General features: G+C 60.1%; 23 protein-coding genes. 13 read left to right on the plus strand and 10 right to left on the minus strand.

The features are described 5' to 3' along the window. Positions 1-28 precede the first annotated feature (28 nt). Positions 29-1420: a glycosyltransferase family 4 protein gene (locus U1H99_RS22910; protein WP_323144012.1), complete on the minus strand. Its 1392-nt coding sequence runs from the start codon at positions 1418-1420 to the stop codon at positions 29-31. A 127-nt stretch (positions 1421-1547) separates the two neighbouring features. On the opposite strand from U1H99_RS22910, the gene U1H99_RS22915 reads away from it, so the two are divergent. Genes U1H99_RS22915 through U1H99_RS22925 form a run of 3 tightly spaced genes read left to right on the plus strand, consistent with a single transcriptional unit; the run spans position 1548 to position 4864 of the window. Beyond that, on the plus strand, positions 1548-2747 hold the full coding sequence (locus U1H99_RS22915) for a glycosyltransferase family 4 protein (protein WP_323144013.1): 1200 nt from the start codon (positions 1548-1550) through the stop codon (positions 2745-2747). 26 nt (positions 2748-2773) lie between these two features. Continuing rightward, positions 2774-3967 carry a TIGR03088 family PEP-CTERM/XrtA system glycosyltransferase gene (locus U1H99_RS22920; RefSeq protein WP_323144014.1) on the plus strand — a complete coding sequence of 398 codons (1194 nt, stop codon included), beginning with the start codon at positions 2774-2776 and terminating at the stop codon, positions 3965-3967. Between the two features lie 27 nt (positions 3968-3994). Further along, complete coding sequence (locus U1H99_RS22925) at positions 3995-4864, plus strand: phytanoyl-CoA dioxygenase family protein (RefSeq protein ID WP_323144015.1); 870 nt, start codon at positions 3995-3997, stop codon at positions 4862-4864. A gap of 41 nt (positions 4865-4905) precedes the next feature. Here the strand turns inward: U1H99_RS22925 and U1H99_RS22930 are convergent, their stop codons facing one another. Next, a complete protein-coding gene (locus U1H99_RS22930) occupies positions 4906-6519 on the minus strand; it encodes a M20/M25/M40 family metallo-hydrolase (RefSeq protein ID WP_323144016.1) in 1614 nt (537 codons plus the stop codon). A 274-nt stretch (positions 6520-6793) separates the two neighbouring features. Between U1H99_RS22930 and prpB the strand changes: the two genes are divergently transcribed. The 5 genes from prpB (at position 6794) to U1H99_RS22955 (ending at position 15999) form a co-directional block, all read left to right on the plus strand. Further along, positions 6794-7684, plus strand: coding sequence for a methylisocitrate lyase (prpB, locus tag U1H99_RS22935; RefSeq protein ID WP_323144017.1), 891 nt, complete (start codon positions 6794-6796; stop codon positions 7682-7684). 15 nt (positions 7685-7699) lie between these two features. Beyond that, the gene (gene prpC, locus U1H99_RS22940; protein WP_323144018.1) at positions 7700-8863 is read left to right on the plus strand and encodes a bifunctional 2-methylcitrate synthase/citrate synthase; all 1164 of its coding nucleotides are present in this window, start codon (positions 7700-7702) and stop codon (positions 8861-8863) included. Between the two features lie 176 nt (positions 8864-9039). Then, positions 9040-11640 carry a Fe/S-dependent 2-methylisocitrate dehydratase AcnD gene (gene acnD / locus U1H99_RS22945; RefSeq protein ID WP_323144019.1) on the plus strand — a complete coding sequence of 867 codons (2601 nt, stop codon included), beginning with the start codon at positions 9040-9042 and terminating at the stop codon, positions 11638-11640. 139 nt (positions 11641-11779) lie between these two features. Then, positions 11780-12982, plus strand: a complete 1203-nt coding sequence (gene prpF / locus U1H99_RS22950; RefSeq protein WP_323144020.1) for a 2-methylaconitate cis-trans isomerase PrpF — start codon at positions 11780-11782, stop codon at positions 12980-12982. Between the two features lie 143 nt (positions 12983-13125). Further along, a complete protein-coding gene (locus U1H99_RS22955) occupies positions 13126-15999 on the plus strand; it encodes an EAL domain-containing protein (protein ID WP_323144021.1) in 2874 nt (957 codons plus the stop codon). Here U1H99_RS22955 and xth read toward each other — a convergent pair. Both xth and U1H99_RS30170 read right to left on the minus strand, forming a co-directional pair. Continuing rightward, on the minus strand, positions 15986-16750 hold the full coding sequence (gene xth / locus U1H99_RS22960) for an exodeoxyribonuclease III (RefSeq protein WP_323144022.1): 765 nt from the start codon (positions 16748-16750) through the stop codon (positions 15986-15988). The genes U1H99_RS22955 and xth overlap by 14 nt on opposite strands. Before the next feature lie 53 nt (positions 16751-16803). Continuing rightward, positions 16804-17010 carry a helix-turn-helix domain-containing protein gene (locus U1H99_RS30170; RefSeq protein ID WP_375341639.1) on the minus strand — a complete coding sequence of 69 codons (207 nt, stop codon included), beginning with the start codon at positions 17008-17010 and terminating at the stop codon, positions 16804-16806. Positions 17011-17849: 839 nt separating this feature from the next. Here U1H99_RS30170 and U1H99_RS22965 point away from each other — a divergent pair. Continuing rightward, positions 17850-18020 carry a hypothetical protein gene (locus tag U1H99_RS22965; protein WP_323144023.1) on the plus strand — a complete coding sequence of 57 codons (171 nt, stop codon included), beginning with the start codon at positions 17850-17852 and terminating at the stop codon, positions 18018-18020. Positions 18021-18062: 42 nt separating this feature from the next. Here the strand turns inward: U1H99_RS22965 and U1H99_RS22970 are convergent, their stop codons facing one another. Beyond that, positions 18063-18656: a recombinase family protein gene (locus U1H99_RS22970; RefSeq protein ID WP_323144024.1), complete on the minus strand. Its 594-nt coding sequence runs from the start codon at positions 18654-18656 to the stop codon at positions 18063-18065. 228 nt (positions 18657-18884) lie between these two features. On the opposite strand from U1H99_RS22970, the gene U1H99_RS22975 reads away from it, so the two are divergent. Then, a complete protein-coding gene (locus U1H99_RS22975; protein WP_323144025.1) occupies positions 18885-19139 on the plus strand; it encodes a hypothetical protein in 255 nt (84 codons plus the stop codon). A 12-nt stretch (positions 19140-19151) separates the two neighbouring features. Here the strand turns inward: U1H99_RS22975 and U1H99_RS22980 are convergent, their stop codons facing one another. The 5 genes from U1H99_RS22980 to U1H99_RS23000 form a co-directional block, all read right to left on the minus strand. Next, the gene (locus U1H99_RS22980) at positions 19152-19406 is read right to left on the minus strand and encodes a hypothetical protein (protein ID WP_323144026.1); all 255 of its coding nucleotides are present in this window, start codon (positions 19404-19406) and stop codon (positions 19152-19154) included. Beyond that, a complete protein-coding gene (locus tag U1H99_RS22985; protein WP_323144027.1) occupies positions 19403-20359 on the minus strand; it encodes a hypothetical protein in 957 nt (318 codons plus the stop codon). The genes U1H99_RS22980 and U1H99_RS22985 overlap by 4 nt, the downstream gene beginning before the upstream one ends. Before the next feature lie 247 nt (positions 20360-20606). Then, positions 20607-20819 (minus strand): hypothetical protein, encoded by a 213-nt coding sequence (locus U1H99_RS22990; RefSeq protein ID WP_323144028.1) that lies wholly within the window; start codon positions 20817-20819, stop codon positions 20607-20609. Between the two features lie 178 nt (positions 20820-20997). Further along, the gene (locus U1H99_RS22995) at positions 20998-21432 is read right to left on the minus strand and encodes a thiamine pyrophosphate-dependent enzyme (protein WP_323144029.1); all 435 of its coding nucleotides are present in this window, start codon (positions 21430-21432) and stop codon (positions 20998-21000) included. Positions 21433-22039: 607 nt separating this feature from the next. Beyond that, on the minus strand, positions 22040-23263 hold the full coding sequence (locus tag U1H99_RS23000; protein WP_323144030.1) for a tyrosine-type recombinase/integrase: 1224 nt from the start codon (positions 23261-23263) through the stop codon (positions 22040-22042). 629 nt (positions 23264-23892) lie between these two features. Here U1H99_RS23000 and U1H99_RS23005 point away from each other — a divergent pair. From U1H99_RS23005 to U1H99_RS23015, 3 genes are all read left to right on the plus strand, one after another. Then, positions 23893-24240, plus strand: coding sequence for a phiTE_015 family protein (locus U1H99_RS23005; protein WP_141828679.1), 348 nt, complete (start codon positions 23893-23895; stop codon positions 24238-24240). A gap of 5 nt (positions 24241-24245) precedes the next feature. Further along, positions 24246-24449, plus strand: coding sequence for a DUF1653 domain-containing protein (locus U1H99_RS23010; RefSeq protein WP_323144031.1), 204 nt, complete (start codon positions 24246-24248; stop codon positions 24447-24449). A 73-nt stretch (positions 24450-24522) separates the two neighbouring features. Continuing rightward, the gene (locus U1H99_RS23015) at positions 24523-24996 is read left to right on the plus strand and encodes a hypothetical protein (protein ID WP_323144032.1); all 474 of its coding nucleotides are present in this window, start codon (positions 24523-24525) and stop codon (positions 24994-24996) included. Positions 24997-25022 lie beyond the last annotated feature (26 nt).

The following is a 25022-nucleotide window of genomic DNA, read 5'->3' on the forward strand; positions in this document are numbered from 1 at the left end:
CCAGGTAATTTGCAGCTTTAACGGGTCATCAGCCCGTTGATGACGGCTTCTTACCCTGGAGGCGGCGGTCCACACTGCCCAGTACGCTTTTACAAGTGTCCAAGAAACGGCGCGCGACTGATTCGGTATTGTTGGCGCGCGCCAGTTGCAGGCCACCCTTGCCAAGGCGTTCGGCAAGCGCATCGTCTTCCAGAATGCTCTTGATTGCCGCAGCAATGTCATTCACATCGTTACCATCGACTAGTAGGCCACTCTCATTGTGAATGACCGCTTCGACGACCCCGCCGGCCCGTCCACCGATGACTGGTTTGCCGCATGCGTTTGCTTCCCGAAACACCAACCCGAAACCTTCGGTATCGCCGTTTTCCAGCGTGCGGTTGGGCATCAGGAATACGTCGCACAGGCGTAGGTAACTAATCAGGTCGGCATCGCTGACCTGGCCTGCCAATGTAATGTCTTGCGATAGTCCCTCGGATGCAATAAGTCGCTCGAGTTCCGGGCGCAATTGACCATCGCCAATAATCAGATAATGTGTATTTGGACAATCGCGCAATACGCGTTTGAATGCCAGCACCGCTTTGTCAATCCCTTTGCGCGCAACCAGACGGCCTACCGTAACAACGATTTTTTTACTGGCCAGACCATGTTTGACAAGTAGCTCCTCACTGCGTGGGCCTGGCGCGAACCGGGTGGTATCGACGCCGTTCTGTATCAGCGTAATCGATTCCAGCTTTATGTGCATCAGGCCGGTCAATGCCTCTCGTGTGAAAGCGCTGACAGCCACGATCTTGTCTGCACACTGAAGATATTGCTGGCGCTTGTTGCCGGAAAAGCGCCCGCCGCTGGCTGTGGTGATTTCTTCGCCATGCACATACATAATCACTTTAACGCCGAACAATTTTCGCAGCGTCATGGCAAGCCAACTGCCGGTTCCTAATTCACCCACACATACGACATTGATATCGTGCATTTTCACGATGCGTGCGGCAGCCAGCAAAGCCCGGCTGTAAACGGGAATATCCTGGAACAGCAGACGGTACACGGAGATCAGGGTATTGGCGGGCGGTGGCAAAATGCGCGGGCGCAGAAAGTCGATCCGATCGATCGGATAAGAGGCCTGCGTGTCATGCGCCTGCCATCCCGGCACCGGCGTGTTGTCGATGTAATTCCTTTTCGCGGTCAGTACACGCATGCTTCCAAGCGGCATGGATCGGCACAGGTTGTCGTAGACCACAGCCGAACCGCCGTGAATCGGCGGGAACATGCTGGCAATCAGAAGGCAGCGCACGTCTACGCCGGTTCCGCCGTAAACGTCATGTTCGCGCCCCGTGGTGCCGGAGGAGGTCGGCAATACGAGATGGCTGTCTTCACTCACTGACGACAACTCTTCATACGGGACGTTTGTAGGTTTCATGGTCATCAGGTCAAATGGGTTATCCGGCGTCGCCACTTCTTGGTCAACGTTTATTTTATTGCATTATGATAATTACAGTGAGAAAATATTAATCAATATTATATTGAACGCCCGATGTGGTTGGGCGCATGCGATGAAAATCCTGACTTTCACGACGCTGTTCCCGAACGCAGCTAAACCGCATCACGGCATTTTTACCGAGACCACATTGCGGCACCAGTTGGCGACCAAGGAAATTCAAGCCAAGGTAGTGGCACCTGTTCCATGGTTCCCGTTCACGCACCGCATGTTTTCACAATACGGCACGATGGCCAGGGCACCCGAGGTCGAAACGCGGATCGGCGTGGAGGTGTTCCATCCGCGTTATGCAGTCGTACCAAAGATGGGAATGCGTATCACGCCATTCAGCCTTGCCTATGCGGCCAAGGCCAGAATTGGACGTCTGCTGGATGAAGGCTATGATTTCGATGTGATCGACGCCCATTATTTTTATCCGGACGGCGTGGCGGCAATCATGCTCGGCAGGTACTTTTCCAAACCGGTTGTGATATCCGCGCTGGGTACCGATATCAACCTGATTCCACGCTACCCTGTCAGTCGCCGCATGATTCGTTGGGCCGGCGCGCATTCGGCTGGCATGATTGCGGTATGCGAAGCATTACGCACCGAGATGATTGGGCTGGGCATGGATGGCGAGCGCATCACGACGCTACGCAACGGCGTCGATCTCGAATTGTTCCAGCCGATCGATCGTGACGCAATGCGCAAGACACTGGGCCTCGACGGGTTCGTCCTGTTATCCGTCGGCCATCTCGATCCACGCAAGGGACATGAGCTCGTGATTTCGGCGTTGCCGGCGTTACCTGACGTACACCTGCTGATCGTCGGGACCGGACCGGACCTGAAGAAACTGCAAAAGCTTTCACGTATTGTCGGGGTGGCGGACCGCGTGTCGTTCCTCGGTGCTATGCCGCAGGCCCAGTTACGGAATTACTATGCTGCCGCAGATGCGCTCGTGCTCGCATCGAGCCGCGAAGGATGGGCCAACGTGCTACTCGAGGCCATGGCCTGCGGGACTCCTGTAGTGGCAAGCAATGTATGGGGCACGCCTGAGGTGGTGCAGACCCCGGCGGCCGGCGTCTTGATGCCGAGCCGGACAGCGGAGGGCGTCGCAGCGGGCGTGCGGCAACTGCGCGCCAATTACCCCGACCGGGCAGCGACACGTGCCTACGCCGAGCGCTTCAGCTGGGCAGCGACCACGTATGGCCAGATCAGCGTGTTCCGGCAGGCAGCGCAGCAAGCGGCGCCGAGTGGAATCGCGCTGTCGTGGTAAGTGCGATCGACAGAGTGGACCATGGCATGAGCGATACCCCGCTTGTGGTGCACGTTCTCTATCGTTTTGACTGCGGCGGATTGCAGACGGTGTTGGCCGAATGTATCAAGCATATGCCGCCCGAACGCTATCGGCATGCGGTGGTCTGCTTGACGGACTATACGGACTACGCCGACAGCATCCGCGCCGCCGGCGTAACCCTGCATGCGCTGCATAAACCGCCGGGGCAGGGCTTGGGCACGCATGTTAGGCTGTGGAAGCTGCTGCGCCGTATGCGTCCGGCGGTTGTCCATACCTATAATATCGGCACCATTGAATACAACCTCACAGCGCTGCTTTCCGGTGTTCCGGTGCGTATCCACGCCGAACATGGCCGGGACAGTGTCGAAATCGACGGCCAGCATCGGAAATACAACCTGTTGCGACGTCTGCTCAGTCCCCTCATCGATGCCTTTGTTCCTGTCTCCGAAGATCTTGTCGATTGGTTGCGTCTAGTTGTCAAGATCCCGCCGCGCAAGGTCTGCATGATCCCCAATGGCGTCGATACCGGGCGCTATACGCCGGCTCGGGGTGTGCATGCGGCACAACCGCAGCGCATCTGCATCGGCACCGTGGGCCGCGCCGACCGTATCAAGAACCACGCCGTCCTGCTGGACGCCTTCCAGCTGCTGCTCCAACGTTTCCCGGCACCGTCGTCCGACCTGCACCTGGCGATCGTCGGCGACGGCCCCTTGCTGCAGGCACTGCAGGATAGGGTTGCCATCGAAGGCTGGGGCGACCGGGTCTGGCTGCCAGGCGTACGGACCGACGTCGCCGATATCCTGCGGACCTTCTCCATCTTCGTCCTGCCCTCCGTGTCAGAGGCAATGCCCGTTACCATTCTGGAAGCAATGGCGACGGCGCTGCCGGTTGTTGCCAGCCGCGTCGGCGGCATTCCCCGACTCGTACAGGAAGGCAAGACGGGCGTCCTGGTTCAGCCGGATGATGCGCGAGCGCTGGCGGAGGCGTTGAGCTTGTACATAAGCGATACCGTACGACGCAGTGCACACGGGAGCGCCGGGCGAGCCCATGTGGAAGACAGCTACAGTATTGATGCGATGGCGTCCGCTTACGCTGCGCTCTACGACGAATGCAGCCGCAACAAGGCGCCGGCGGGCGGGCTCGGTGTCGGCGCATCGGTCGCTCATCGCACTTCATCTAGTCCTTCCGAACCTCTTTGAACTTATCTGACTTCAACGACGATGACCATGTATAGCCCGGATAACCTCCTGGACCTGAAACTGCAATTCGATACCCAGGGCTTCGTGCACTTGCCAGGTTTGCTGAGCCCCGCATTGACTGAGCGTGTACGTAGCGCATTCTTTGCCGCGCGTGACCGCCATGCCGCAGAAACTGCGCAAAGCGTGCAGCGCGGCGCCCCTTTCGTCGACCTTCCTGCAATCCTCGATGCGGATCCTGTTTTCGTCGATCTGGTCGACTTGCCCGATCTTTTTCCGCTGCTACGCATGACGGTGGGTGAGGACCTGGCCCTGAACGAAACGATCGCCCGCCTGTTCTACCCGGGGCCTACCTTTACCAGTCCGTTCCATTCCGACGTCGCAAACGTGCTCGGGGTAAATCATGCTCATACGCCGAATTTCCTGGTGAAGCTGCATATTTTTTTCGAAGACCTGAGCCCGGAGCAGGGATGCCTGGCTTTCATTCCGGGGAGCCAGCATTTCCCGCCCGCGCATGTCAATCCCCACCGGGCCACGCTTGCCAGTTCGTCCGCTGTCGCACGTGTCGTACCTCGGGCAGGCGATGCCGTGCTGTTCAACACGCATGTCTTGCACATGGCCGAGGACAACCGTACCAACCGGGTCCGCACGTCGCTCATCTACACCTACGGCCATTTCTGGATGAGGTCGAAGCCGAGCGCTGTGCCGAGCGACCTCGCACGTTTCGCCAGCACGCCGCAGCGTCAGCAACTGTTCGGTGTGGATTTGCCCGGTGTCAGTCACTTCGCGCGCCGCCTCGATCGCCTGGCCCCGCCAACGCCGCTGCAACGACTGCAGAGCACAGGAGAGCGTATAGCCCACAGATTGCTGCCTTTGACAAAGCTGCCCCCGCGTGCCTGAGACAGACGTGCAGTTGTCTCCCAGGCACCCAGTCACATCTCTCAGTCTTTCGCCGGATCCCGATAACGGAAAGGATCCGTCGCCGTAGGCTGCTTCGGCAACACATTCCGCGGCATCGGCGTCTCGCTCTCCGCCGCCTGCAGCAGCACGGTCGCCATGATCACCGAGGCCTGGCGCAGGTCTTCGGTACGCAGGTGGTCATAGGTATCCAGGTTCGAGTGATGCACCTGGCTGCCGTAATCCAGCGGATCCTGGATGAACTGGAATGCCGGCAAGCCCATCCCTGCCATCATTTCGTGGTCGGTCCCGCCGGTCTTTTTCGCCACCACTTTATCGGCCCCCAGACTGGCAAACGGCGCCAGCCAGTTGCGCAGCACCGGCATCGCGGCGAAATTGCCTTCGGCGTAGATGCCGCGGATCTTGCCCGAGCCGTTGTCGAGGTTGAAGTAGGCCGTCATCTCGTTGAAGCCGGCCAGCGGCGTGATCGGATAGGTCTCCCACATGAATTCCGGCACCTTGGCCTGGGCCGCGTTGGTGGGGCGGGGGCGGGTCGCGATGTGCTGCTTGATGTAGGCGAGCGAACCGAGCAGGCCTTGCTCTTCGCCGGTCCACAGGGCGAAGCGGATGGTGCGCTTGGGTTTCACGCCCAGCTGCGACAGGATGCGCGCCGCTTCCATCACCACCACCGAGCCGGCGCCGTTGTCGGCGGCGCCGTCGCCGGCCACCCAGCTGTCGAGGTGGGCGCCGGCCATCACGTAGCCGGCCTGCGGATCGCTGCCCGGGATCTCGGCTAGCACGTTGTAGGCCTTGGTGTCGCGGTCGTCGAAGTGGACGTTGTTGTTCAGCTCGAGCTTGACCTCGCCGACTTTTGCCAGGCGCGCCAGCCGGCGGTAGTCTTCGGCGGCCATTTCGACGGCCGGCAGCGCGACGGTGTCGCCCTTGCCGTGGAAATAGCCTTCGCCTTGCACCAGGCCGCCGTTACGGTAAGACATTTTCACCAATGCCTGGGCGCCTTCCGCCGCCATGAAGCGGTCGATCTCGCGCGCCAGCTCGAAGTATTTCTTGTACAGGTCGAACGACTGCTCCGGATCGAAGTGCGGCTGGTCGTAGGTCGACAGCTTGCCGAGTTCGGCCTCGTCGTAGCGCCTGAAGGGGGCGCTGGTGCCGTCCTTGGCGTCGTCCGGGTAGCTGATCAGGACGATCTTGCCGCGCACCTTGCCTTTCCATGCGGCCAGGTCGCGCACGTGGCGGATCGGGGCGACGACGATCGGGGCGCTCAGCGTGCCGCGGGTCGGCGGCGTCCAGGCGACCGGGATCGCGGTGAGGGCCAGGGGGCGCGGCGTCACCATGCGGGCGCTTGCCGATTCGATCCACCAGCCGCGGCCGAACTCGTAGCCTTCGAGGTGGACGTTCTGCAGGCCCCAGCCGCTGAAGGTCTGCTGGGTCCATTTCTCGGCCTTGCGCATCGCGGGCGAGTTGGTCATGCGGCCGCCGATCTGGTCGCTCAGGTAGGCGGCGAGGGGGGCAACCTGGCCGCGGTTGTAGCCTTCGTCGGCGATGCGGTTGATCGTGTTGGCGTCGACCGGCTCGGCTTGAGCGCCGCCGCAGGTGACGAGAACGGCAGCCAGCAGGCCGGCCTTGCGGATATCGAACATGGGTTCCGTTAATTTCATATTGTTCAGGAAAGTCTGTTGAATTTATTGAACTATGTCAACGACTATGCAATGTTCATAGTCCACTACACGTGTTGCGTCTTTCGAAACGGTGTTTCATGTTGAAACATTATGAAACACGCGCGAAATCCCTGTGCTTGCCTGAATGCTGCCAAGTCTTTGAAAATCCGCTCTACTCCCATCGAATCGTGACTGGCACGCGCCTTGCATATTGCTCGTCCATACTCCCAGATCGCCAACCCGAAAGGATCACGTAATGAGCCAACATTCCGCAGGCGCCGCATTCCGCCGCGCCGTCCAGGAAGAACATCCGCTGCAGGTAGTCGGGGCGATCAACGCCAACCACGCCCTGCTGGCCAAGCGCGCCGGCTACCGCGCCATCTACCTGTCGGGCGGTGGCGTCGCTGCCGGTTCGCTGGGCTTGCCGGACCTCGGTATCTCGGGCCTGGAAGACGTGCTGATCGACGTGCGCCGCATCAGCGACGTGTGCGACCTGCCGCTGCTGGTCGACGTCGATACCGGTTTCGGCGCGTCCGCCTTCAACGTGGCGCGCACCGTGCGCTCGCTGATCAAGGCAGGCGCCGGCGCCTGCCACATCGAAGACCAGGTCGGCGCCAAGCGCTGCGGCCACCGTCCGAACAAGGAAATCGTCAGCCAGGGCGAGATGGTCGACCGCATCAAGGCCGCCGCCGATGCGCGCACCGACGAGAACTTCGTGATCATGGCGCGTACCGATGCGCTGGCCGTCGAAGGCATCGATAAGGCGGTCGAACGCGCGGTCGCCTGCGTCGAAGCCGGCGCCGATATGATCTTCCCGGAAGCGATCACCAGCCTCGCGATGTACAAGCAGTTCAAGCAGGCGGTCAAGGTGCCGATCCTGGCCAACATCACGGAGTTCGGCAGCACGCCGCTGTTCACGGTCGAGGAACTGAAGGGCGCCGACGTCGATATCGTGCTGTATCCGCTGTCGGCCTTCCGCGCCATGAACAAGGCGGCCGAGAACGTCTATACGGCGATCCGCCGCGACGGCACCCAGCAGAACGTGCTCGACACCATGCAGACGCGCGCTGAACTCTACGACCGCATCGACTATCACAGCTTCGAGCAGAAACTCGATGCACTGTTTGCACAGAACAAAGCCAAATAAATACGGAGATACGACATGACTGAACAAGCCAAGACCGACGCGCCAACTTTCAAGCCGAAGAAATCGGTTGCCCTGTCCGGCGTCGCCGCCGGCAATACGGCGCTGTGCTCGGTGGGCCGTTCCGGCAACGATTTGCATTACCGCGGCTACGACATCCTGGACGTGGCCGATGCCTGCGAATTCGAGGAAATCGCCTACCTGCTGGTGCACGGCAAGCTGCCCAGCGAGGCCGAGCTGCGCGGCTACAAGGCCAAGCTGAAGTCGCTGCGCGGCCTGCCGCAGGCGGTCAAGTCGGCGCTGGAAGCGCTGCCGGCCGGCGCCCATCCGATGGACGTGATGCGCACCGGCGTCTCGACCCTGGGCTGCGTGCTGCCCGAAAAGGATGACCACAGCATCGCCGGGGCGCGCGACATCGCCGACCGCTTGATGGCCTCGTTCGGCTCGATGCTGCTGTACTGGTACCACTTCAGCCACGCCGGCCGCCGCATCGAGGTCGAGCTAGATGACGATTCGATCGGTGGCCACTTCCTGCACCTGCTGCACGGCTTCAAGCCGCCGGCCGACTGGGTCAGGGCGATGCACACCTCGCTGATCCTGTACGCCGAGCACGAGTTCAACGCCTCGACCTTCACCGCGCGCGTGATCGCCGGCACGGGCTCCGACATCCACTCGGCCATCACCGGCGCCATCGGCGCGCTGCGCGGCCCGAAGCACGGCGGCGCCAACGAAGCCGCGTTCGATATCCAGAAGCGCTACGAGAATGCCGACGAAGCCGAGGCCGACATCCGCAACCGCGTCGCCAACAAGGAAGTCGTGATCGGCTTCGGCCACCCGGTGTACACGATTTCCGATCCGCGCAACAAGGTGATCAAGGAAGTGGCGCGCAACTTGTCGCAGGGCGGCGGTTCGATGAAGATGTTCGATATCGCGGAACGCCTGGAATCGGTGATGTGGGAAGTCAAGAAGATGTTCCCGAACCTGGACTGGTTCTCGGCCGTGTCGTACCACATGATGGGCGTGCCGACGGCGATGTTCACGCCGCTGTTCGTGATTGCGCGGACCTCGGGCTGGTCGGCGCACGTCATCGAGCAGCGCATCGATAACAAGATCATCCGGCCGAGCGCGAATTATGTGGGGCCGGAGGATTTGACGTTTGTGCCGCTGGGGGAGCGGAAGTAAGCTGAGATAAGGGAGCATCCAAGCAATACTGCGCCCGTGAAGCCGTCGCCCCTGCGGAGGCAGGGGCCCAAGTTCGGCGCGTTACGTCAGCGCATGAAAATTGGACTCCTGCCTTCGCAGGGGCGACGTGCCCACCGCTTACAACGGGTCTGGCGCTAACAAGAGAATCAATCATCATGAACAGCAACTACCGCAAACCCTTGCACGGCACCAACCTGCATTACTTCGACGCCAGAAGCGCCGTCGACGAGATCCAGCCAGGCGCCTGGGACAAGCTTCCCTACACCTCGCGCGTCCTGGCCGAAAACCTGGTGCGCCGCTGCGAGCCGCAAGCCCTGGTGCCGTCGCTGCAGCAGCTCATCGAGCGCAAGCGCGACCTCGATTTCCCCTGGTTCCCGGCGCGCGTGGTGTGCCACGACATCCTCGGCCAGACGGCGCTGGTCGACCTGGCCGGCCTGCGCGACGCCATCGCCCTGCAGGGCGGCGATCCGCGCCTGGTCAACCCGGTGGTGCCGACCCAGCTGGTGGTCGACCACTCGCTGGCGGTGGAGTGCGGCGGCTTCGATCCGGGTGCCTTTGCCAAGAACCGCGCCATCGAGGACCGCCGCAACGAAGACCGCTTCGACTTCATCGAGTGGACCAAGAAGGCTTTCCAGAACGTCGACGTGATCCCGCCCGGGAACGGCATCCTGCACCAGATCAACCTGGAGCGCATGAGCCCCGTGGTGCAGGTGCGCGATGGCGTGGCCTTTCCGGACACGCTGGTCGGCACCGATTCGCACACGCCGATGGTCGATGCGCTGGGCGTCATCGCGATCGGCGTCGGCGGCCTCGAAGCCGAGAGCGTGATGCTGGGCCGCGCCTCGTACATGCGCCTGCCGGACATCGTCGGCGTCGAGCTGACCGGCAAGGTACAGCCGGGCATCAGCGCGACCGACGTCGTGCTGGCGCTGACCGAGTTCCTGCGCGCCGCGAAAGTCGTCTCCGCCTACCTGGAATTCTACGGCGCAGGCGCCGCCAGCCTGACGCTGGGCGACCGCGCGACGATCTCCAACATGGCGCCGGAATACGGCGCCACCGCGGCCATGTTCTCGATCGACGAGCAGACCATCAACTACCTCAAGCTCACCGGCCGCGACGACGAGCTGGTGAAGCTGGTCGAGCTGTATGCAAAGGAAACCGGGCTGTGGTCCGACACGCTGGCGAACGTCGAGTACGAACGCGTGCTGCAATTCGATTTGTCGACCGTGGTGCGCAACATCGCCGGGCCGTCGAATCCGCACAAGCGCGTGCCGACTTCGGAACTGGCGGCGCGCGGCATTGCCGGCGTCGTGGAAAACGAGCCGGGCCGCATGCCGGACGGCGCCGTGATCATCGCCGCCATCACCAGCTGCACCAACACCAATAACCCGCGCAACATGGTGGCCGCCGGCCTGCTGGCGCGTAACGCCAACAAGGCCGGGCTGCTGCGCAAGCCCTGGGTCAAGTCCTCGCTGGCGCCGGGCTCCAAGGCGGTGGCGCTGTACCTCGAGGAAGCGGGGCTGCTGCCGGAACTGGAACAGCTCGGCTTCGGCATCGTCGCCTTTGCCTGCACCACCTGCAACGGCATGTCGGGCGCGCTCGACCCGGTCATCCAGCAGGAAATCATCGCGCGCGATTTGTACGCGACCGCGGTCCTGTCGGGCAACCGCAACTTCGACGGCCGCATCCACCCGTATGCCAAGCAGGCCTTCCTGGCCTCGCCGGCGCTGGTGGTGGCGTATGCGATCGCCGGCACTATCCGATTCGACATCGAGAAGGACGTGCTGGGCGTCGACCCGGACGGTAGGCCGGTCACGCTGGCCTCGATCTGGCCGAGCGACGAAGAGATCGACGCCGTGGTGGCGCAGGCGGTCAAGCCGCAGCAGTTCCGCAACGTGTACGACGTGATGTTCGCGCGCCAGGAAAGTACCGAGGAGGCGGTGTCGCCGCTGTACGACTGGCGCCCGACGAGTACCTACATCCGCCGGCCGCCGTACTGGGAAGGCGCGCTGGCCGGCGTGCGCACCCTGCAGGGCATGCGGCCGCTGGCGGTGCTGGGCGATAACATCACCACCGACCATTTGTCGCCCTCCAACGCCATCATGATGGACAGCGCGGCCGGCGAATACCTGCACAAGATGGGCTTGCCGGAGGAAGACTTCAATTCCTACGCGACCCACCGCGGCGACCACCTGACGGCGCAGCGCGCGACCTTCGCCAATCCGACCCTGAAGAACGAGATGGTGCGCGACGACTTCGGCAACGTGCGTGCCGGGTCGCTGGCGCGCATCGAGCCGGAAGGCAGCGTGACGCGCATGTGGGAGGCGATCGAGACCTACATGGCGCGCAAGCAGCCGCTGATCGTGATCGCCGGCGCCGACTACGGCCAGGGCTCGTCGCGCGACTGGGCGGCCAAGGGCGTGCGCCTGGCGGGCGTGGAAGCGATCGTGGCCGAGGGCTTCGAGCGCATCCACCGGACCAACCTGGTCGGCATGGGCGTGCTGCCGCTCGAGTTCCAGCCGGGCACCACGCGCCTGACCCTGGGAATCGACGGCACCGAGACCTTCGACGTGGTGGGGCAGCGCACCCCGCGTGCGATCCTGAGCCTGGTCATTCGCCGGAAGAACGGCCAAACGGTCGAGGTGCCGGTGACCTGCCGCCTGGATACGGCCGAGGAAGTGTCGATCTACGAGGCGGGCGGGGTGCTGCAGCGGTTTGCGCAGGACTTTTTGGCATCGACGAAGGTGGCGGCTTGATCTTACGTAGCGCCAGTTTGAAGCGATAACATATGAACGTCGCCCCTGCGCAGGCAGGGGCCCAAGTTTTACGAGCCGCCGATATGCGCGCAACTTGGGGCCCTGCCTTCGCAGGGGCGACGTGCGAAGGACAACACTTATGAGCCACCCACCCCAAATCAAGATCCCCGCCGTCTACATGCGCGGCGGCACCAGCAAAGGCGTCTTCTTCCGCCTGCAGGACCTCCCCGAATCCGCCCAGGTCCCCGGCGCGGCACGCGACAACTTCCTGCTGCGCGTGATCGGCAGCCCCGACCCCTATGCCAAGCAGATCGACGGCATGGGCGGCGCCACCTCCAGCACCAGCAAGACCGTGATCGTCGCGAAGAGTACGCGTCCGGGCCACGACGTCGATTACCTGTTCGGCCAGGTCGCGATCGACAAGCCTTTCGTCGACTGGAGCGGCAACTGCGGCAACCTGTCGGCGGCGATCGGTCCCTACGCCATCAGCAACGGCTTCATCGACCCGGCGCGCATCCCGCAGGACGGCATGGTCACGGTGCGCATCTGGCAGGCCAACATCAATAAGACCATCGTCGCCCACGTCCCCGTCAGCAATGGGCAGGTGCAGGAAACCGGCGACTTCGAGCTGGACGGCGTGACCTTCCCGGCGGCCGAGGTGCGCATCGAGTTCATGGACCCGGCGGCCGAGGCGGAAGGTAACGGCGAGGGCGGCGGCGGCGCCATGTTCCCGACCCGGAACCTGGTCGACGATCTCGAGGTGCCCGGCGTCGGCACGCTCAAGGCCACGATGATCAATGCCGGCATCCCGACCATCTTCGTGAATGCCGCGGACATCGGCTACACCGGCACCGAACTGCAGGACGCTATCAATGGCGATCCCAAGGCGCTGGCGATGTTCGAGCTGATCCGCGCCTACGGTGCCATGCGCATGGGCCTGATCGAGCACCTGGAGCAGGCTGCGCGGCGCCAGCACACGCCCAAGATCGCCTTCGTCGCGCCCGCGGCCGACTACGTGGCCTCCAGCGGCAAGCAGGTCAAGGCCGACGACGTCGACCTGCTGGTGCGGGCGCTCTCGATGGGCAAGCTGCACCACGCGATGATGGGCACGGCGGCGGTCTCGATCGCTACCGCGGCGGCGATCCCCGGCACCCTGGTCAGCCTGGCCGCGGGCGGGCGCGCGCATGAAGCTGTGCGCTTCGGCCACCCGTCCGGCACCCTGCGCGTGGGTGCCGAGGCGCGCCAGGTCGACGGCGACTGGGTGGTGACCAAGGCCGAGATGAGCCGCAGCGCGCGGGTGTTGATGGAAGGCTGGGTGCGTGTCCCCTGCGATGCATTTTGATAGCGTTTGCAATCAACCGTTGTCACTTTACATCGCGTGGCAACATTTATTTGCTTTTTAGTAAATAATTGCCGCACAGTCGGTTATGATGCATCCCATACAAGAGGGGTTCCGACACTGGGCCTCCAGCATGGAAACCTGGGATGGATCGTGTAACGAGCAAGGCGGCCTTCGTGGCCGAGGCATTGGCGCTGATTGCCGCGCCTGCGTGCGCGTGCGACGCGCAGGGCGTGGTCCGGGCGGCCAACCCAGCCATGGCGGAACTGGCCGGCGGGCCGCTCGAAGGGCGCTTGCTATCCGAGTTGCTGGACATGGACGCGCTCACGGCGCCGGCCGCACTGGCGATCGCCTCCAGCCGGACCCTGGCGCGCGAAGGGCGCTGGGAAGTCGTGCTGGCCGCTGGTACCGCGCTGCCGGGCCGGGCGCTCGAGGTGCGTGCCAAGCCGCTGCCGGCGGCGTGCGGCGAAGGTGCCACCTTCGTCTTCGGTCCACCCTCGCGCAGCGAAGCCGATGCCGACCTGCGCGGCACGGTGCTGCGCCAGGCCACGGTGCTGGAGCATGCGCCGGTCGGCATCGTCGTCACGCTGCCGCACCTGGTCAAGTCCTGCAATCCGCGCATGGCGGCGATGCTCGGCTACAGTGCCGAGGAACTGACCGGCGTCGATCCCGTCACCGCGTTCGCCGCACCGGACCAGTACCGGACTTTCGTCGATGCGGCGGTGGCGGTGCTCAGCGCCGGCGGCTTGTACGAGGGCGAGCTCCAGTTGCGCCACCGCGACGGCTCGCTGCTGTGGTGCCGTATCCGCGCCAAGGCGGTCGACGTGCGCGCGCGCGAGGCCGGCACCGTCTGGATTGTGGAAGACGTCACGGCGGAGCGCCAGGCCTTGACCGAGGTCCAGGCGATCATGACCAATGCCACCGTCGGCATCTTCTTCACACGCGACCGCGTGATCACCCGCTGCAACGGCTGCTTCGCGGCGATGTTCGGCTACGGCGAAGCCGAAGTGCTGGGCCGCTCGACGCGCCTGATGTTCACCGACGACGACGCCTTCCTGGCCCTGGGCCAGCACGCCTACGAGGTGCTGGCGGAAGGCCGCCGGTTCGGCTGCGAGCAGACGATGGTGCGCAAGGACGGCACGCCGATGTGGGTCGGTATCATCGGTTATCCGGCCAACGTGGGCGAGCTGGCGCAGGGCACGATGATCTGGATGATCGAGGACCGCACCAGCCGCAAGCTGGCCGAGGCATCGCTGCGCAACGCGCTGATGGAAAACCAGGCCATCCTCGACAATGCGGTGCTGGGCGTGGCCGTGGTCGAGCACGGCCGTACGCTGCGCTGCAACCCCAAGATGGGCGAGCTGTTCGGCTGCGCTGACGGCGCCATCGCCGACCAGTGGGTGAGCGATCTGTATCCCGATTCCCAGGCCTGGGCGGCGGCACGGGTCCGGGTCGACGCCGACTTCCGCAGCGGGCGCGTGCACACCTCCGAGCACCAGCTGGTGCGGCGCGACGGCAGCCTGTTCTGGGCGCGGCTGTCGGGCCGGCCGTTCGACCTGGCGCAGCCGCACGGGCGCAGCGTCTGGCTGATCGACGATGTCACCGCCCAGCACGAAGCGGCGGAGGCGCTGCGCCGGGCGCGCGACGAACTCGAGGTGCGGGTGCAGGAGCGCACCGCCGAGCTGCAGGCCGAGATCGTCGAGCGGCGCCAGGCCGAGGCGCGGGTGCACCACATGGCCTACCACGATGCCCTGACCGGGCTGCCCAACCGCGCGCTGCTGGCCGAGCGCCTCGACCGCGCGCTGCTGGCGGCACGGCGCGACGGGCGCCGGCTGGCGCTGATGTTCCTCGACCTCGACCGTTTTAAAACAATCAACGATTCGCTCGGCCACGCCACCGGCGACCACCTGCTGTGCGAAGTCGCGCAGCGCCTGTGCCGCGTGGTGCGCGCCAGCGATACCGTGGCGCGCCTCGGCGGCGACGAGTTCGTGGTGCTGGTGTCGGGCGTGCGCGCGGCCGAGGAATGCACGCTGGTCGGGGACAAGATCATCGACGCGCTGGCCGAGCCGGTGGCCTTCGAGGGCCGCGGCCTGCACATCTCGACCTCGATCGGCATCTGCATGTACCCGGACGACGGCACCGACGTCGACAGCCTGATGCGCAAGGCCGATGCCGCGATGTACCAGGCCAAGGCGGCCGGCCGCAACAACTACCAGTTCTATTCGGGCTGCATGGATGCCGCCGAGCGCCATTTCGAACTCGAGACGGAGCTGCGCGGCGCCCTTGCGCGCGACGAGTTCGCGCTGCTGTTCCAGCCCATCGTCACCGTCGCCGACCGTGCGCCGCAGGCGCTGGAAGTGCTGCTGCGCTGGCACCATCCGCAGCGCGGCCTGGTGGCGCCCGACGAGTTCATTCCGATCCTCGAGGAAAACGGCGCCATCGTGGCGGTCGGCGAGTGGGTGATCCGGCGCGCCTGCGAACAGGCGGTGGCCTGGCAGCGCGCCGGCCTGCGTCCTCTGCCGCTGGCGATTAACCTGTCGGCGCGCCAGTTCATGCACCGCGGCCTGGTCGAATCGATCCGTACCATCGTCGAGGAGACCGGCATCGACCCCGGCCTGCTCGAATTCGAGATCACGGAAACCGCGCTCATGCAGCACAGCGGCCAGACGCTGGAGACGCTGGGCCAGATCTTCCGCATGGGCATCCGCCTGTCGATCGACGATTTCGGCACCGGCTATTCGAGCCTGGCCTACCTGAAGCGCTTCCCGGTCCGCAAGATCAAGATCGACCGCGCCTTCGTGCGCGAACTCGAGACCAGCAGCGAAGACCAGGCGATCGTCGCCGCCATCATGGCGCTGGCCGGCAGCCTGCAGATGGCGGTGGTGGCGGAAGGGGTGGAGACCGAAGGCCAGCTGGCGCTGCTGCAGGGCAGCGGCTGCCAGTATGCGCAGGGTTACCTGTTTGCGCGGCCGGCGGGGGAGACCGCGGCGGCCGCGCTGCTGGGGCTTACGCCAGCGTAGCAATCACCGGCGTGTGATCGGACGGCTGCTCCCACTTGCGCGGCTCGCGGTCGATGACGCATGCCGTGCAGCGCTGCGCCAGCGGCGCCGACAGCAGGATATGGTCGATGCGCAGGCCGCGGTTGCGGCGGAACGCCATCTGGCGGTAATCCCACCAGCTGTACTGCTTGTCCGGCTGCTCGAACAGGCGGAAGGCGTCCGTCAGGCCCAGGCCGTTCAGGGCCAGCAGCGCCTCGCGTTCGGCGGGCGAGCAGTGGATCTGGCCGGCCCAGGCTTCCGGGTCGTGCACGTCACGGTCTTCGGGCGCGATGTTGTAGTCGCCCAGGATCGCGAACTGCGGGTGCGCCGCCATTTCTTCGCGCACCCACTCGCGCAGCGCGGCCAGCCATCCCATCTTGTACTCGTACTTGTCGGAGCCGACCGCCTGGCCGTTCGGCACATAGGCGCAGATGAAGCGCACGCCCTCGATGGTGGCGGCGATCAGGCGCTGCTGCTCGTCCGGATAATGCGGGTTGTTGCGCACCACGTCGGCGATCGGGTGGCGCGACAGGATGGCGACGCCGTTATAGGTCTTCTGGCCGCTGAACACGACCTGGTAGCCGGCGGCGTTGATCTCGGCGACCGGGAATTTGTCGTCGGTGAGCTTGGTCTCCTGGATGCACAGCACATCGACAGGGGAGGTGGAGAGCCACTGCAGCAGGTGCGGCAGGCGTACCTTCAGCGAGTTGACGTTCCAAGTTGCAATCTTCATTTTTTCTTCGCCATACTATGAAAGTGGATCGTCTTTTCGAGTTTCATCAAGGTCTAGCTACCCATCTGGCTACCCGCCATTTGTTTGCTGAGAAATGCCCGCAAGCTGTCTCCGGTAATCCGAACAGAGTTTGCTCCCATACTGAACTTGGACAGTACGCCATCCCGTACAAGTCGGTTGATCGTGGATCGGGAATAGCTGAGCAGCGTACCAGCGTCTTGGATGGTGTAACACGGGAGTTGCATCGAAAGCGTAGACATTTGAATCCTCCTTCAAAAATTGTTGATCTGTTTCCTTTCAGGAATTTCAGGCAATAGGATGCCCGAGTAGTTCGCTACCATGCTCGTGATTCTCCCAGGAATCTTTTCGTTTGTCAATTTTTTGAAATTTTTAAATTTCCGATTCCCTGTCTGCTGGACACCTCGACCAGTTTTGAAAAACCATCGGAGGGCGGGGGGCTGGTTTAACCGCTACCGACTTCGTTTTCGATGGGTCGCCAAACCGCCAGAAATATCGGTAAGCGGCTTGGGGAGAGCCGGGAGGGGAAAGGTCATTCGCGCTGGAAGACGGCTCAAAACGGCTCCTGTCGCTTCGTAGTTGCCTAACCGTCTGTGTCTTATACGATGCCCGAAGTCACCAGAGCGCCTGGGTAGCCTTAAAGCAATTAAGGCCGCCACGGGCCTCCTATTGCGTTACACACATGTATCGATATGCGAGACATTTACGACACGCTCTAGAACATTAAGCAAGCGCTCACTATCACTTCTAACCGTAGGGTGAATGAGTTCAGCAGATGTCAATATGGCACACGCAGAAAAATTGCAAGTCACCACGAAAATTCGTAGATCAGATCGTTTATGATCTGTCTTACGCAACACAGCTATCGCAGACAGATAGGAGGTGGGGCGGAATGCGGGAATGGTCCGCCAACCATTTCCCGCTCCGTAATCAAACGACTTTCACAAAGGAACAATATGAAAGTGATTGAAGGAAATCCAAGTGAGGCTTGGATGTGGTTCAGGTACTTACCACAACAATTTTATTGTGCTATACCTTGGATGGGATCGTATGTGAATAATGCACCTAGGTCAAGTGCTACATGAAGCGCGACAATCAGCCTGACTCCTTCGCAACGGAGTTGATGAAAGTAGCTACCGTGCTGGCGCTGTATGAGCAGCACTGGCATGGGGCAGCTATCGTTGCAGGACTGTTTGTTGCAGACCGGGTGTATCGCTTGCTTTTGGAGTGGATTAAGCGCCCACGCAGCTAATTAAGTGCGTCAAGCGGGCATGGCGTGACTGCGTGCCTGCTTTCATTTCTCAACCTGACAGTAGCGTTTGACGGTGGCAACTGAAACTTCAAAGTGCTCGGCAGTCTCCGCGATGCTCTTACCATTCTCCGCACGCCAAGCTTTCACCGTAGCTGGGTCCAGTGTCTTAGCACGTCCCTTGTACCCGCCTGCCGCCTTCTTGATGTCGATGCCGCGTTTCTGCATCTCTTTCCGGTTCAGGTAGTCAGCTTCCCCCTGTGCCGCCATGAAGGCCAGGAGGGAATCCCGGATTGCCTTTTGGGTTGCATCAGTGGCGGTGCCATCGAACACCATGCCGTTCAGGGTGCAGATTACCTTGACGCCCATGCCCATCAGCTCCGTCATGACGCGGCTCAGTTCGTCATAGCGACGGCTGATACGGTCGGTCCAGCGGATGTAGAGCACGCCACCATCGGACAGCTTGTCCATTACCCGCTTCCATTCGGTGCGATCCATCGGGGCGATGTGGTAGCCGCTTACGCCTTCGTCAATGTGTACGTGCTTGGCATCGACGCCTTGTTTCGCTGCGTCTTCGATCTGGCTGGCGCTGGTCTGGCCTTCAGTGGTGGAGATACGTCCGTAGTAGACCGTTTTCATTTTTGTTCCTTTCTGCCTCACTTGGGTAGATGGCTCAATAATAATGGGTGGCTCAATTACAGTCAACCCTATTGAGCTAATTAAATGGTTCAGTTCGCTTGGTTCTCTGTGGTATACCCTACTGAGTTATACTGGGGGGCCATGCAAAGCCGCAGCGCTAGCCAGTATTTACAATCGGAATTGAATTCTTGGTATGATGAGCACCCCTGCTAACTAGCGGAGTCTGTTATGCCGAAATTTCAAGTCTCGTACACTGTCGAGGGTGATGCAGCTTTACGCACCGTGCATTTCGATCATCCATCGGATGAGATAGAAAGCTTCGATCTGGTGCGGCGTGTTGCAGAGCATGCGAACCCGAAAAAGTATAAGGAGGATGGGGAGCTATTCCCGCCAGACCGACATACGACGATTGATGACGTATTCAAGAAGTACAAAATCTCCAGCCTGAAGAAGCCGCGTGTAGCTGACAACAGCCAGGACTGAGCCGCGACAGGATCACTTCTTGCCGAGGCGGGATAGCTCGGCAAGGACTGTAGCCGGGTTGGCCTTCGTTGATGCCGTAGGCTGTGGCTTCATTGCTGCGGCTGGCTTGGGAGTCGATACAGGCGTCACAGACGCTTTTACATCCGGCTTCGCCCACTCCCAGCTATCCTGAACCTTCGTGGCTGGCTGGGCTGCTGGAGTGGTCTGCTTTGGTGCTACTGGCTGCGCTGCTTTCTGCTTCAGCGTGCGTTTCAATGAATCTTTCATGTTGCGTGTGTCCTTTCGGTTTGTTTGCGACGGGCCAGAGATGGGCATAAATGCAGGGCATACTGCCTGCTAATTTCTTTATCGATTTCAGCCAGATTGATTCTTGGTGGCGCTGGATGGGCTTCTATGTATCCAGGGAAGCCGAATTCGTGGGTTAATTCCTGCTTCACCTGAAACAACGAACGGTTGACGCCCTTGCTAGCTAGGTGCGTTTGAATCTCCTTTACGTTCATTCCGGCGCCTACACAATGCTTGTATAGGCCGCTCATGTACTTGAACGCTGCTGCTTTCAATTGGTCGGACATTTCGTCTCCTTCGTTTGTTGAAATTGCTTCTTCTTGCGCTGCTGGGAGAGCAGCGACAGGGGTATCAGGGGCTATCGCCTTCTTTGTGGCTCGTTTGACCGTATTTGCATTGAATTCCGAATAGAAATACTTCTCACGCGAACAAATGCCATCCTTGGACCTCACTTTATAAACGTAGTCGATCCACTGTAGACAATCCTCCAGCTTCTCGCCTTTTGTTGGTCTTGCGAAGAATTGCCCTTCATGAATCCGATTCTTCGGCTTGCTAATGTGGATTCGGTTCAGACTATGCCTGCCTGCCAGCTTGTGCAGGTATTCACCATCGTTGACATTCAGAAGCTTGAATGGTGTTTTCTTGCTCGTTTCGATCAACAGGAAGCAGTGAGCATGCATTCCTTTTTCTTCGTCGTTTTCGTACGCACCGAAGTATTCCAGCCTGCATCCGTGGTTTCTGATTCGCCTTACCAAGCTCTTGATAACGGCTTGGTAGTCTGCAATCGACTGGGAGCCAGTGAATACCAAATGATAAAGTACCGGCTGTTTCAAATCGTGGTTGAGCATTATGTTTCTTGCTGTGCTTTGTGCTCTTGCACTGTCCAATCCTCCATTTGCATCAAGGATGGCACTGTTCATTTTATTACGTGGCATACAATGTCTTTCAATTGTTATTCCTTTCCCTTCCCGGAGAGGGGGAAGGGAGGGAGGGGAGTTATTCATTACATCCAGAATTGTTCATTGACTCTTCTGGAGTATTACTATTGATTTGTTAGCGTTACTATAAGTCTTACCTGACAGCCCGGAGAATGCAATTCTTTTGAATTAATTAAACCCTTTTAAATCAATGACTTATGCAATATTCAAGCGATGATAAAAACTGTTCTAATACGTCATTCCGTTATTGACGCTTTGTGCGAAGCGATTTAAATTCTCGATCAATCAATTTATCGATGATTTTCGATCCACTGACGCCCTTCAGGCTGGCCAGCACTCGGAGCATGTCCCACTTCGCACCATCAAGATAGATGAACTGGCGTTGCAATTCCTCCCCGTCGTCAGTAATTACGCGTTGACGGGATGTGCCAGGGAGGGGTTTCAATTCTACGAACATTTTCTTTTCCTTTATTCATTTATGCAAAGCGCAGGACGAACTAATCCCGCACCCCAATTAGCGGGCGAAAATTGATCGAACTGCGTTATGCGGATTGTTTGTTACGGTGCCAGAATAAATCACTGGATAGTGATTAATTGGCGGGAAGCGCTCCACCAGGGGAGGCTGGGGATTTACTTCAGTTCAGCTTTGCCAGCTCTGCGGCTGCGGCTTGTTTCAATGCTGCGATTTGCTTTTCAAGCGCTTTGGTAGCGTCGGCTACTTCCTGTTCCAGCTTCGCCCGTTGCTGCTCTTCTAGCATGCGCTTAGCGGCTGCTTCGATATCGCGTTTGTAACGGGCTGCTTCTTCATCCGCACTACGTTTCACCGATTCCTTGGCAGCTTGAACGTAATATTCTTTCGGTTCGCCACGAATCATCGTGAACCATGCCCATCCAGTAGGTGTAACTTCAATAGGGCCATCCGAAAACGTATAGCCGTTACGTGCATGAATTACAGCCTCCTGAAAAGCAGCATTAACTGTTGCACCTACTCGGATCGAGAATGGAATTGCTGGTGCTTCTACTGGCGCTGCTGGTGTTTCTACTGCTGGTGTTGTCTGCTTTGTTGCCATGATGTGATTCCTTTAGTTAGTAGTGTTGGTGTCGAGTTTGCGGTTACGGATGTAACTTGCCACGCGGCGTCTATTCCAGTCCAACCCAGCCGGGGTTTTTAGGTTCTGTGCTGTCAGGTAAGCTGCGATAGTGCGTAGCGTGCTGTACGGACGCAGGACAGCGAGAATGCCATCTACAGCGTCGTAATACGCTTGGGTGCAGTACGGAGCACCGAAGCGAGGGATTGCGGATCGAGCGGACATAGGTGTGCCGTTCCTTTCTTCAGGTTAATTTTTCGTGGTCGGAAATGGTCCGAGCTGGACCAGAGGCAAGGCGAGGGAGTGATTGGGTGTAACTATCACTCATGTCCGTAATTGTACACGACGTGTTGCTTTCTGTCAAATTTTGCGCATTTTACGCTTGACGTAGCGGATAATTGGTGTTAATCGATGTAGAAGTGGCGAAATTGCTATTACGGCGAAAGCAATCGGATTTTCATGGTGGTTCGATGTCGAATTCCAGCACGAAAATGAAGAAGGAACGCGTAGGTTTGCTTACCAAGCTGGGCCAGCCTGAAGGGCGTTGAACTGGAGGGCCGCAGATGACGCCGCTTGTATACGACTGTCCTTAAGTGGTCGATTCAGGCATGAGGCTAACTAGGAAGTTCGCCCATCGGTTCAAGGCATCCCGCTTTTCTGGGATTTCCTTTCTTACATCGTAAATACCGCTCAATCCCCGCTGGGCGTGATTCAGAGCTAGTTCTGTGACGTGCTCGGCAATACCCAGGTTGAGCATGTGCCCCTTTGCCGTGGATCGAGTGTCATGGGGCGTGAACTTGGTCACTGTCAGTCGCTTGGTTTCGTATGCTCGATCAAGTGCAGCCCAAAGCGTCCGAGGGTCAATGGTCGGCCGGGACTTCTTGTTGGCTATCCTTGCCGGTAATATATACTCAGAGTCTCCCGCCAGTGTCTTCAGTTCCTTGAACCACTCTATAACAGCGGCAGCAAGAGGAACATGGAAGCCAGCACGGGTTTTTGTCTGTTCATCATGGACAAACCACGTTCCTGCCGTGAGGTCTACATCTTTCCATCGTGCTTGCGTCAGTTCGTTCGTTCGGACACAGGTAGCCAACTGGATTCGTAACGCCAAGCTGTTCAGTTCACCAAGCGTGCCAATCTCTTTGAAGAGCGTACGCAGATCGTCGGCGGATAACATAACCCGCTTCTTAATAGAAGGGCGGGGGCCGAACAGCGATACCAGATCAACACCGGCACATGGGTTGATGTCGATAATGTGCAGGCCGATGCCGTGCTTGAACATGTTGGATGCGGTCGTAAGCACCCGTTTGGACATCGTCCAGGTTTCGCCAGCGTCCCTGAGCATCTGCACAATATCCTTGCCGGTAACTTCACCGACAAGATGACGGCCAAGCCGACGAATGATCACGTTCTTCAGATCGAGATTGCGGGCGTACAGAGTGACGGGGGCGAAAGCCTCCGGCACTAGGCGCTTAGCACGATAATCCTCTGCCAGCATCGCAACCGTCCATTTTGGCGTGGCGGCTTCCTTCTTCCGTACAGCCTTTTCTTTGGCTGGGTCTTTGCCTTGGTCTACATCTGCCCGATGTTGAGCGGCTAGTTTGCGTGCGTCAGACAGCGATATGTCCGGGTAGTTGCCAAGGGTAAGCTCCCGCCGTTTGGTTCCAACGTAGTAGCGCAGCGTCCAGGATGCCGTACCAGCTTTTGAAAGTGTGAAGGTCAGTCCGTTGCCGTCAGACTTCGCTACTGGCTCGGCTTCCTTAATCCACCGCCGTAGCTGGAGGTCCGTAAGTGTATGGAGTTGTCTGGTCATGGGTAGCCATTCTATTGGCTAGCTACCCGTTTGGCTACCCGAAACTCTTGCGCTTCGGCCACTATTCATGAACAACGATGACACACCTTCCAGGGCTTTTATCTATGAAACCAAGCCATTGATGACTGTCACCGAATATCGAAAACACACGAATCGATATAGCAAGTTGCGATCTTCATATTGATAAACCTGTTATTTCACACCAGACTGTCCAGCGTAAGTTTGCGCAGTATCAATGTTTGAATCGAAACCTGCAATGGTTGCTAGCTTTCAACATGTTGCAGCACAATTGGGTTTATTTGCGCTGAGTGCAACACAAATATCGTAAAATCATTGTTCGGTAAATAAAGATTATAGACCATCTAGCAGGCTGGGCCGAAATGTGTCAAGATGTAACAATCGCGGCAAGAGAAGAGGTGCTTACGTACTGTCTCCTCCTTGGAAGAAAAAATTGCAGTACATCAACTAACAGTATGGTATTGTTATATTTCTTCGTAGCCAAGTATTAACAAGCAATTTATTGCTTTGAAATTGCTGCCATGACCGGGTGCCGACCGGCCGAGGCAAGTGTGTAACGATCGCGGATCCAGCAGGCATGGATTTGCACAGAGCTTTAATAAAGGACAGTAATGCGCCAAGCATTTGAAGCATGGGCCCAACGCGATGGCCACATCGTCCGGCGCCGTGAGGATAAGCCGGAAGAGTATCTGGTGTATGAAACCCAGCGCCGCTGGTTGATCTGGCAGGCCGCCCTGGCCCATGGCCAGAAGGCCGCCGAGGCTGCGCAGAAGCCTGCACAGGCCGAAGCCCAGCCGCAGAAGATGCTGGCCGACGAAGCCGCCGTGCGCAATCGCGTGCTCAACGAGGTGCTCGACGCCTTCAGCGAGCTCGACGACAACGCCGGTGTCGAAGGCATCGTCAAGGTTATCCAGAACCTCAAGAAAAAAGCGCGCGCCCAGGCCGAAGAAAAGGTCTGAGGCGGATGACGGGGCCAAACCGCTATCGCCACTACAAGGGTGGCGTGTACGAGCTGGTCAGCGAGGCCACGCTCGAGGCGGACCTCACACCCGTCATCGTCTACCGCGGTGAAGACGGCAGGACCTGGGTACGTCCAAGTGCTGCCTTCTTCGAACAGGTCGAGGTGGACGGTGTGCGCATGCCGCGTTTTGCCGCCATTACGGCTTGAATCGCCTTCTGCAATTCCTCATGTTCAGCCCGAACCTGCCGTAAACTGGCAGGTATTCGTCCCGGGTCGAACCATGTCCATTTTCCATTTCCGCATTGCGTGCGCACTGGCGCTGGCGGCCGCCACGGCCGGCTGCGTGGTGGCGAGCGCCGATGCGCCCTTGCAGCAGCTCGAAGTCCATACCATCCTCGGCCACCGCGAAGTCGTCGGCGTCGGCTGCGTGCTGTCCAACAGCGCGGGGCGCTGGTTCGTGGTGGCGCCGGGCCGCGTCACCGTCGAACGTGCCCGCGATCCCTTGACCATCGATTGCGCGCGCGAGGGCGTCGGCAGAGCGCGCGAGCAGGCGGCATCGCATAACGCCTCGCTGTTCGATACCGACAAGTTGATCGGCAACGTCGTGATCACGGCCGGGATGGACGGTTACATCAACCGCCAGGCGGGGGAAGGGGTGGCGTATCCGTCGACGCTGACGATCCTGATGCGGGCAGCCGGCGGACGGCCGGGCGATCCGGATGCGGCGCCGGCGCCGGGTAACGTCGTCTTTTAGCGTTCCCATAAACGTCGCCCCTGCGA

This window comes from Massilia phyllosphaerae, from assembly GCF_034659755.1.
Classification (GTDB): domain Bacteria; phylum Pseudomonadota; class Gammaproteobacteria; order Burkholderiales; family Burkholderiaceae_D; genus Telluria; species Telluria phyllosphaerae.

Excerpts from the sequence above, each read along its gene's own strand:
- U1H99_RS22910 (WP_323144012.1), bottom strand. The coding sequence starts at position 1,420 with ATGACCATGAAACCTACAAACGTCCCGTATGAAGAGTTGTCGTCAGTG.
- U1H99_RS22915 (WP_323144013.1), top strand. The coding sequence starts at position 1,548 with ATGAAAATCCTGACTTTCACGACGCTGTTCCCGAACGCAGCTAAACCG.
- U1H99_RS22920 (WP_323144014.1), top strand. The coding sequence starts at position 2,774 with ATGAGCGATACCCCGCTTGTGGTGCACGTTCTCTATCGTTTTGACTGC.
- U1H99_RS22925 (WP_323144015.1), top strand. The coding sequence starts at position 3,995 with ATGTATAGCCCGGATAACCTCCTGGACCTGAAACTGCAATTCGATACC.
- U1H99_RS22930 (WP_323144016.1), bottom strand. The coding sequence starts at position 6,519 with ATGTTCGATATCCGCAAGGCCGGCCTGCTGGCTGCCGTTCTCGTCACC.
- prpB (WP_323144017.1), top strand. The coding sequence starts at position 6,794 with ATGAGCCAACATTCCGCAGGCGCCGCATTCCGCCGCGCCGTCCAGGAA.
- prpC (WP_323144018.1), top strand. The coding sequence starts at position 7,700 with ATGACTGAACAAGCCAAGACCGACGCGCCAACTTTCAAGCCGAAGAAA.
- acnD (WP_323144019.1), top strand. The coding sequence starts at position 9,040 with ATGAACAGCAACTACCGCAAACCCTTGCACGGCACCAACCTGCATTAC.
- prpF (WP_323144020.1), top strand. The coding sequence starts at position 11,780 with ATGAGCCACCCACCCCAAATCAAGATCCCCGCCGTCTACATGCGCGGC.
- U1H99_RS22955 (WP_323144021.1), top strand. The coding sequence starts at position 13,126 with ATGGATCGTGTAACGAGCAAGGCGGCCTTCGTGGCCGAGGCATTGGCG.
- xth (WP_323144022.1), bottom strand. The coding sequence starts at position 16,750 with ATGAAGATTGCAACTTGGAACGTCAACTCGCTGAAGGTACGCCTGCCG.
- U1H99_RS30170 (WP_375341639.1), bottom strand. The coding sequence starts at position 17,010 with ATGTCTACGCTTTCGATGCAACTCCCGTGTTACACCATCCAAGACGCT.
- U1H99_RS22965 (WP_323144023.1), top strand. The coding sequence starts at position 17,850 with ATGAAGCGCGACAATCAGCCTGACTCCTTCGCAACGGAGTTGATGAAA.
- U1H99_RS22970 (WP_323144024.1), bottom strand. The coding sequence starts at position 18,656 with ATGAAAACGGTCTACTACGGACGTATCTCCACCACTGAAGGCCAGACC.
- U1H99_RS22975 (WP_323144025.1), top strand. The coding sequence starts at position 18,885 with ATGCCGAAATTTCAAGTCTCGTACACTGTCGAGGGTGATGCAGCTTTA.
- U1H99_RS22980 (WP_323144026.1), bottom strand. The coding sequence starts at position 19,406 with ATGAAAGATTCATTGAAACGCACGCTGAAGCAGAAAGCAGCGCAGCCA.
- U1H99_RS22985 (WP_323144027.1), bottom strand. The coding sequence starts at position 20,359 with ATGCCACGTAATAAAATGAACAGTGCCATCCTTGATGCAAATGGAGGA.
- U1H99_RS22990 (WP_323144028.1), bottom strand. The coding sequence starts at position 20,819 with ATGTTCGTAGAATTGAAACCCCTCCCTGGCACATCCCGTCAACGCGTA.
- U1H99_RS22995 (WP_323144029.1), bottom strand. The coding sequence starts at position 21,432 with ATGGCAACAAAGCAGACAACACCAGCAGTAGAAACACCAGCAGCGCCA.
- U1H99_RS23000 (WP_323144030.1), bottom strand. The coding sequence starts at position 23,263 with ATGACCAGACAACTCCATACACTTACGGACCTCCAGCTACGGCGGTGG.
- U1H99_RS23005 (WP_141828679.1), top strand. The coding sequence starts at position 23,893 with ATGCGCCAAGCATTTGAAGCATGGGCCCAACGCGATGGCCACATCGTC.
- U1H99_RS23010 (WP_323144031.1), top strand. The coding sequence starts at position 24,246 with ATGACGGGGCCAAACCGCTATCGCCACTACAAGGGTGGCGTGTACGAG.
- U1H99_RS23015 (WP_323144032.1), top strand. The coding sequence starts at position 24,523 with ATGTCCATTTTCCATTTCCGCATTGCGTGCGCACTGGCGCTGGCGGCC.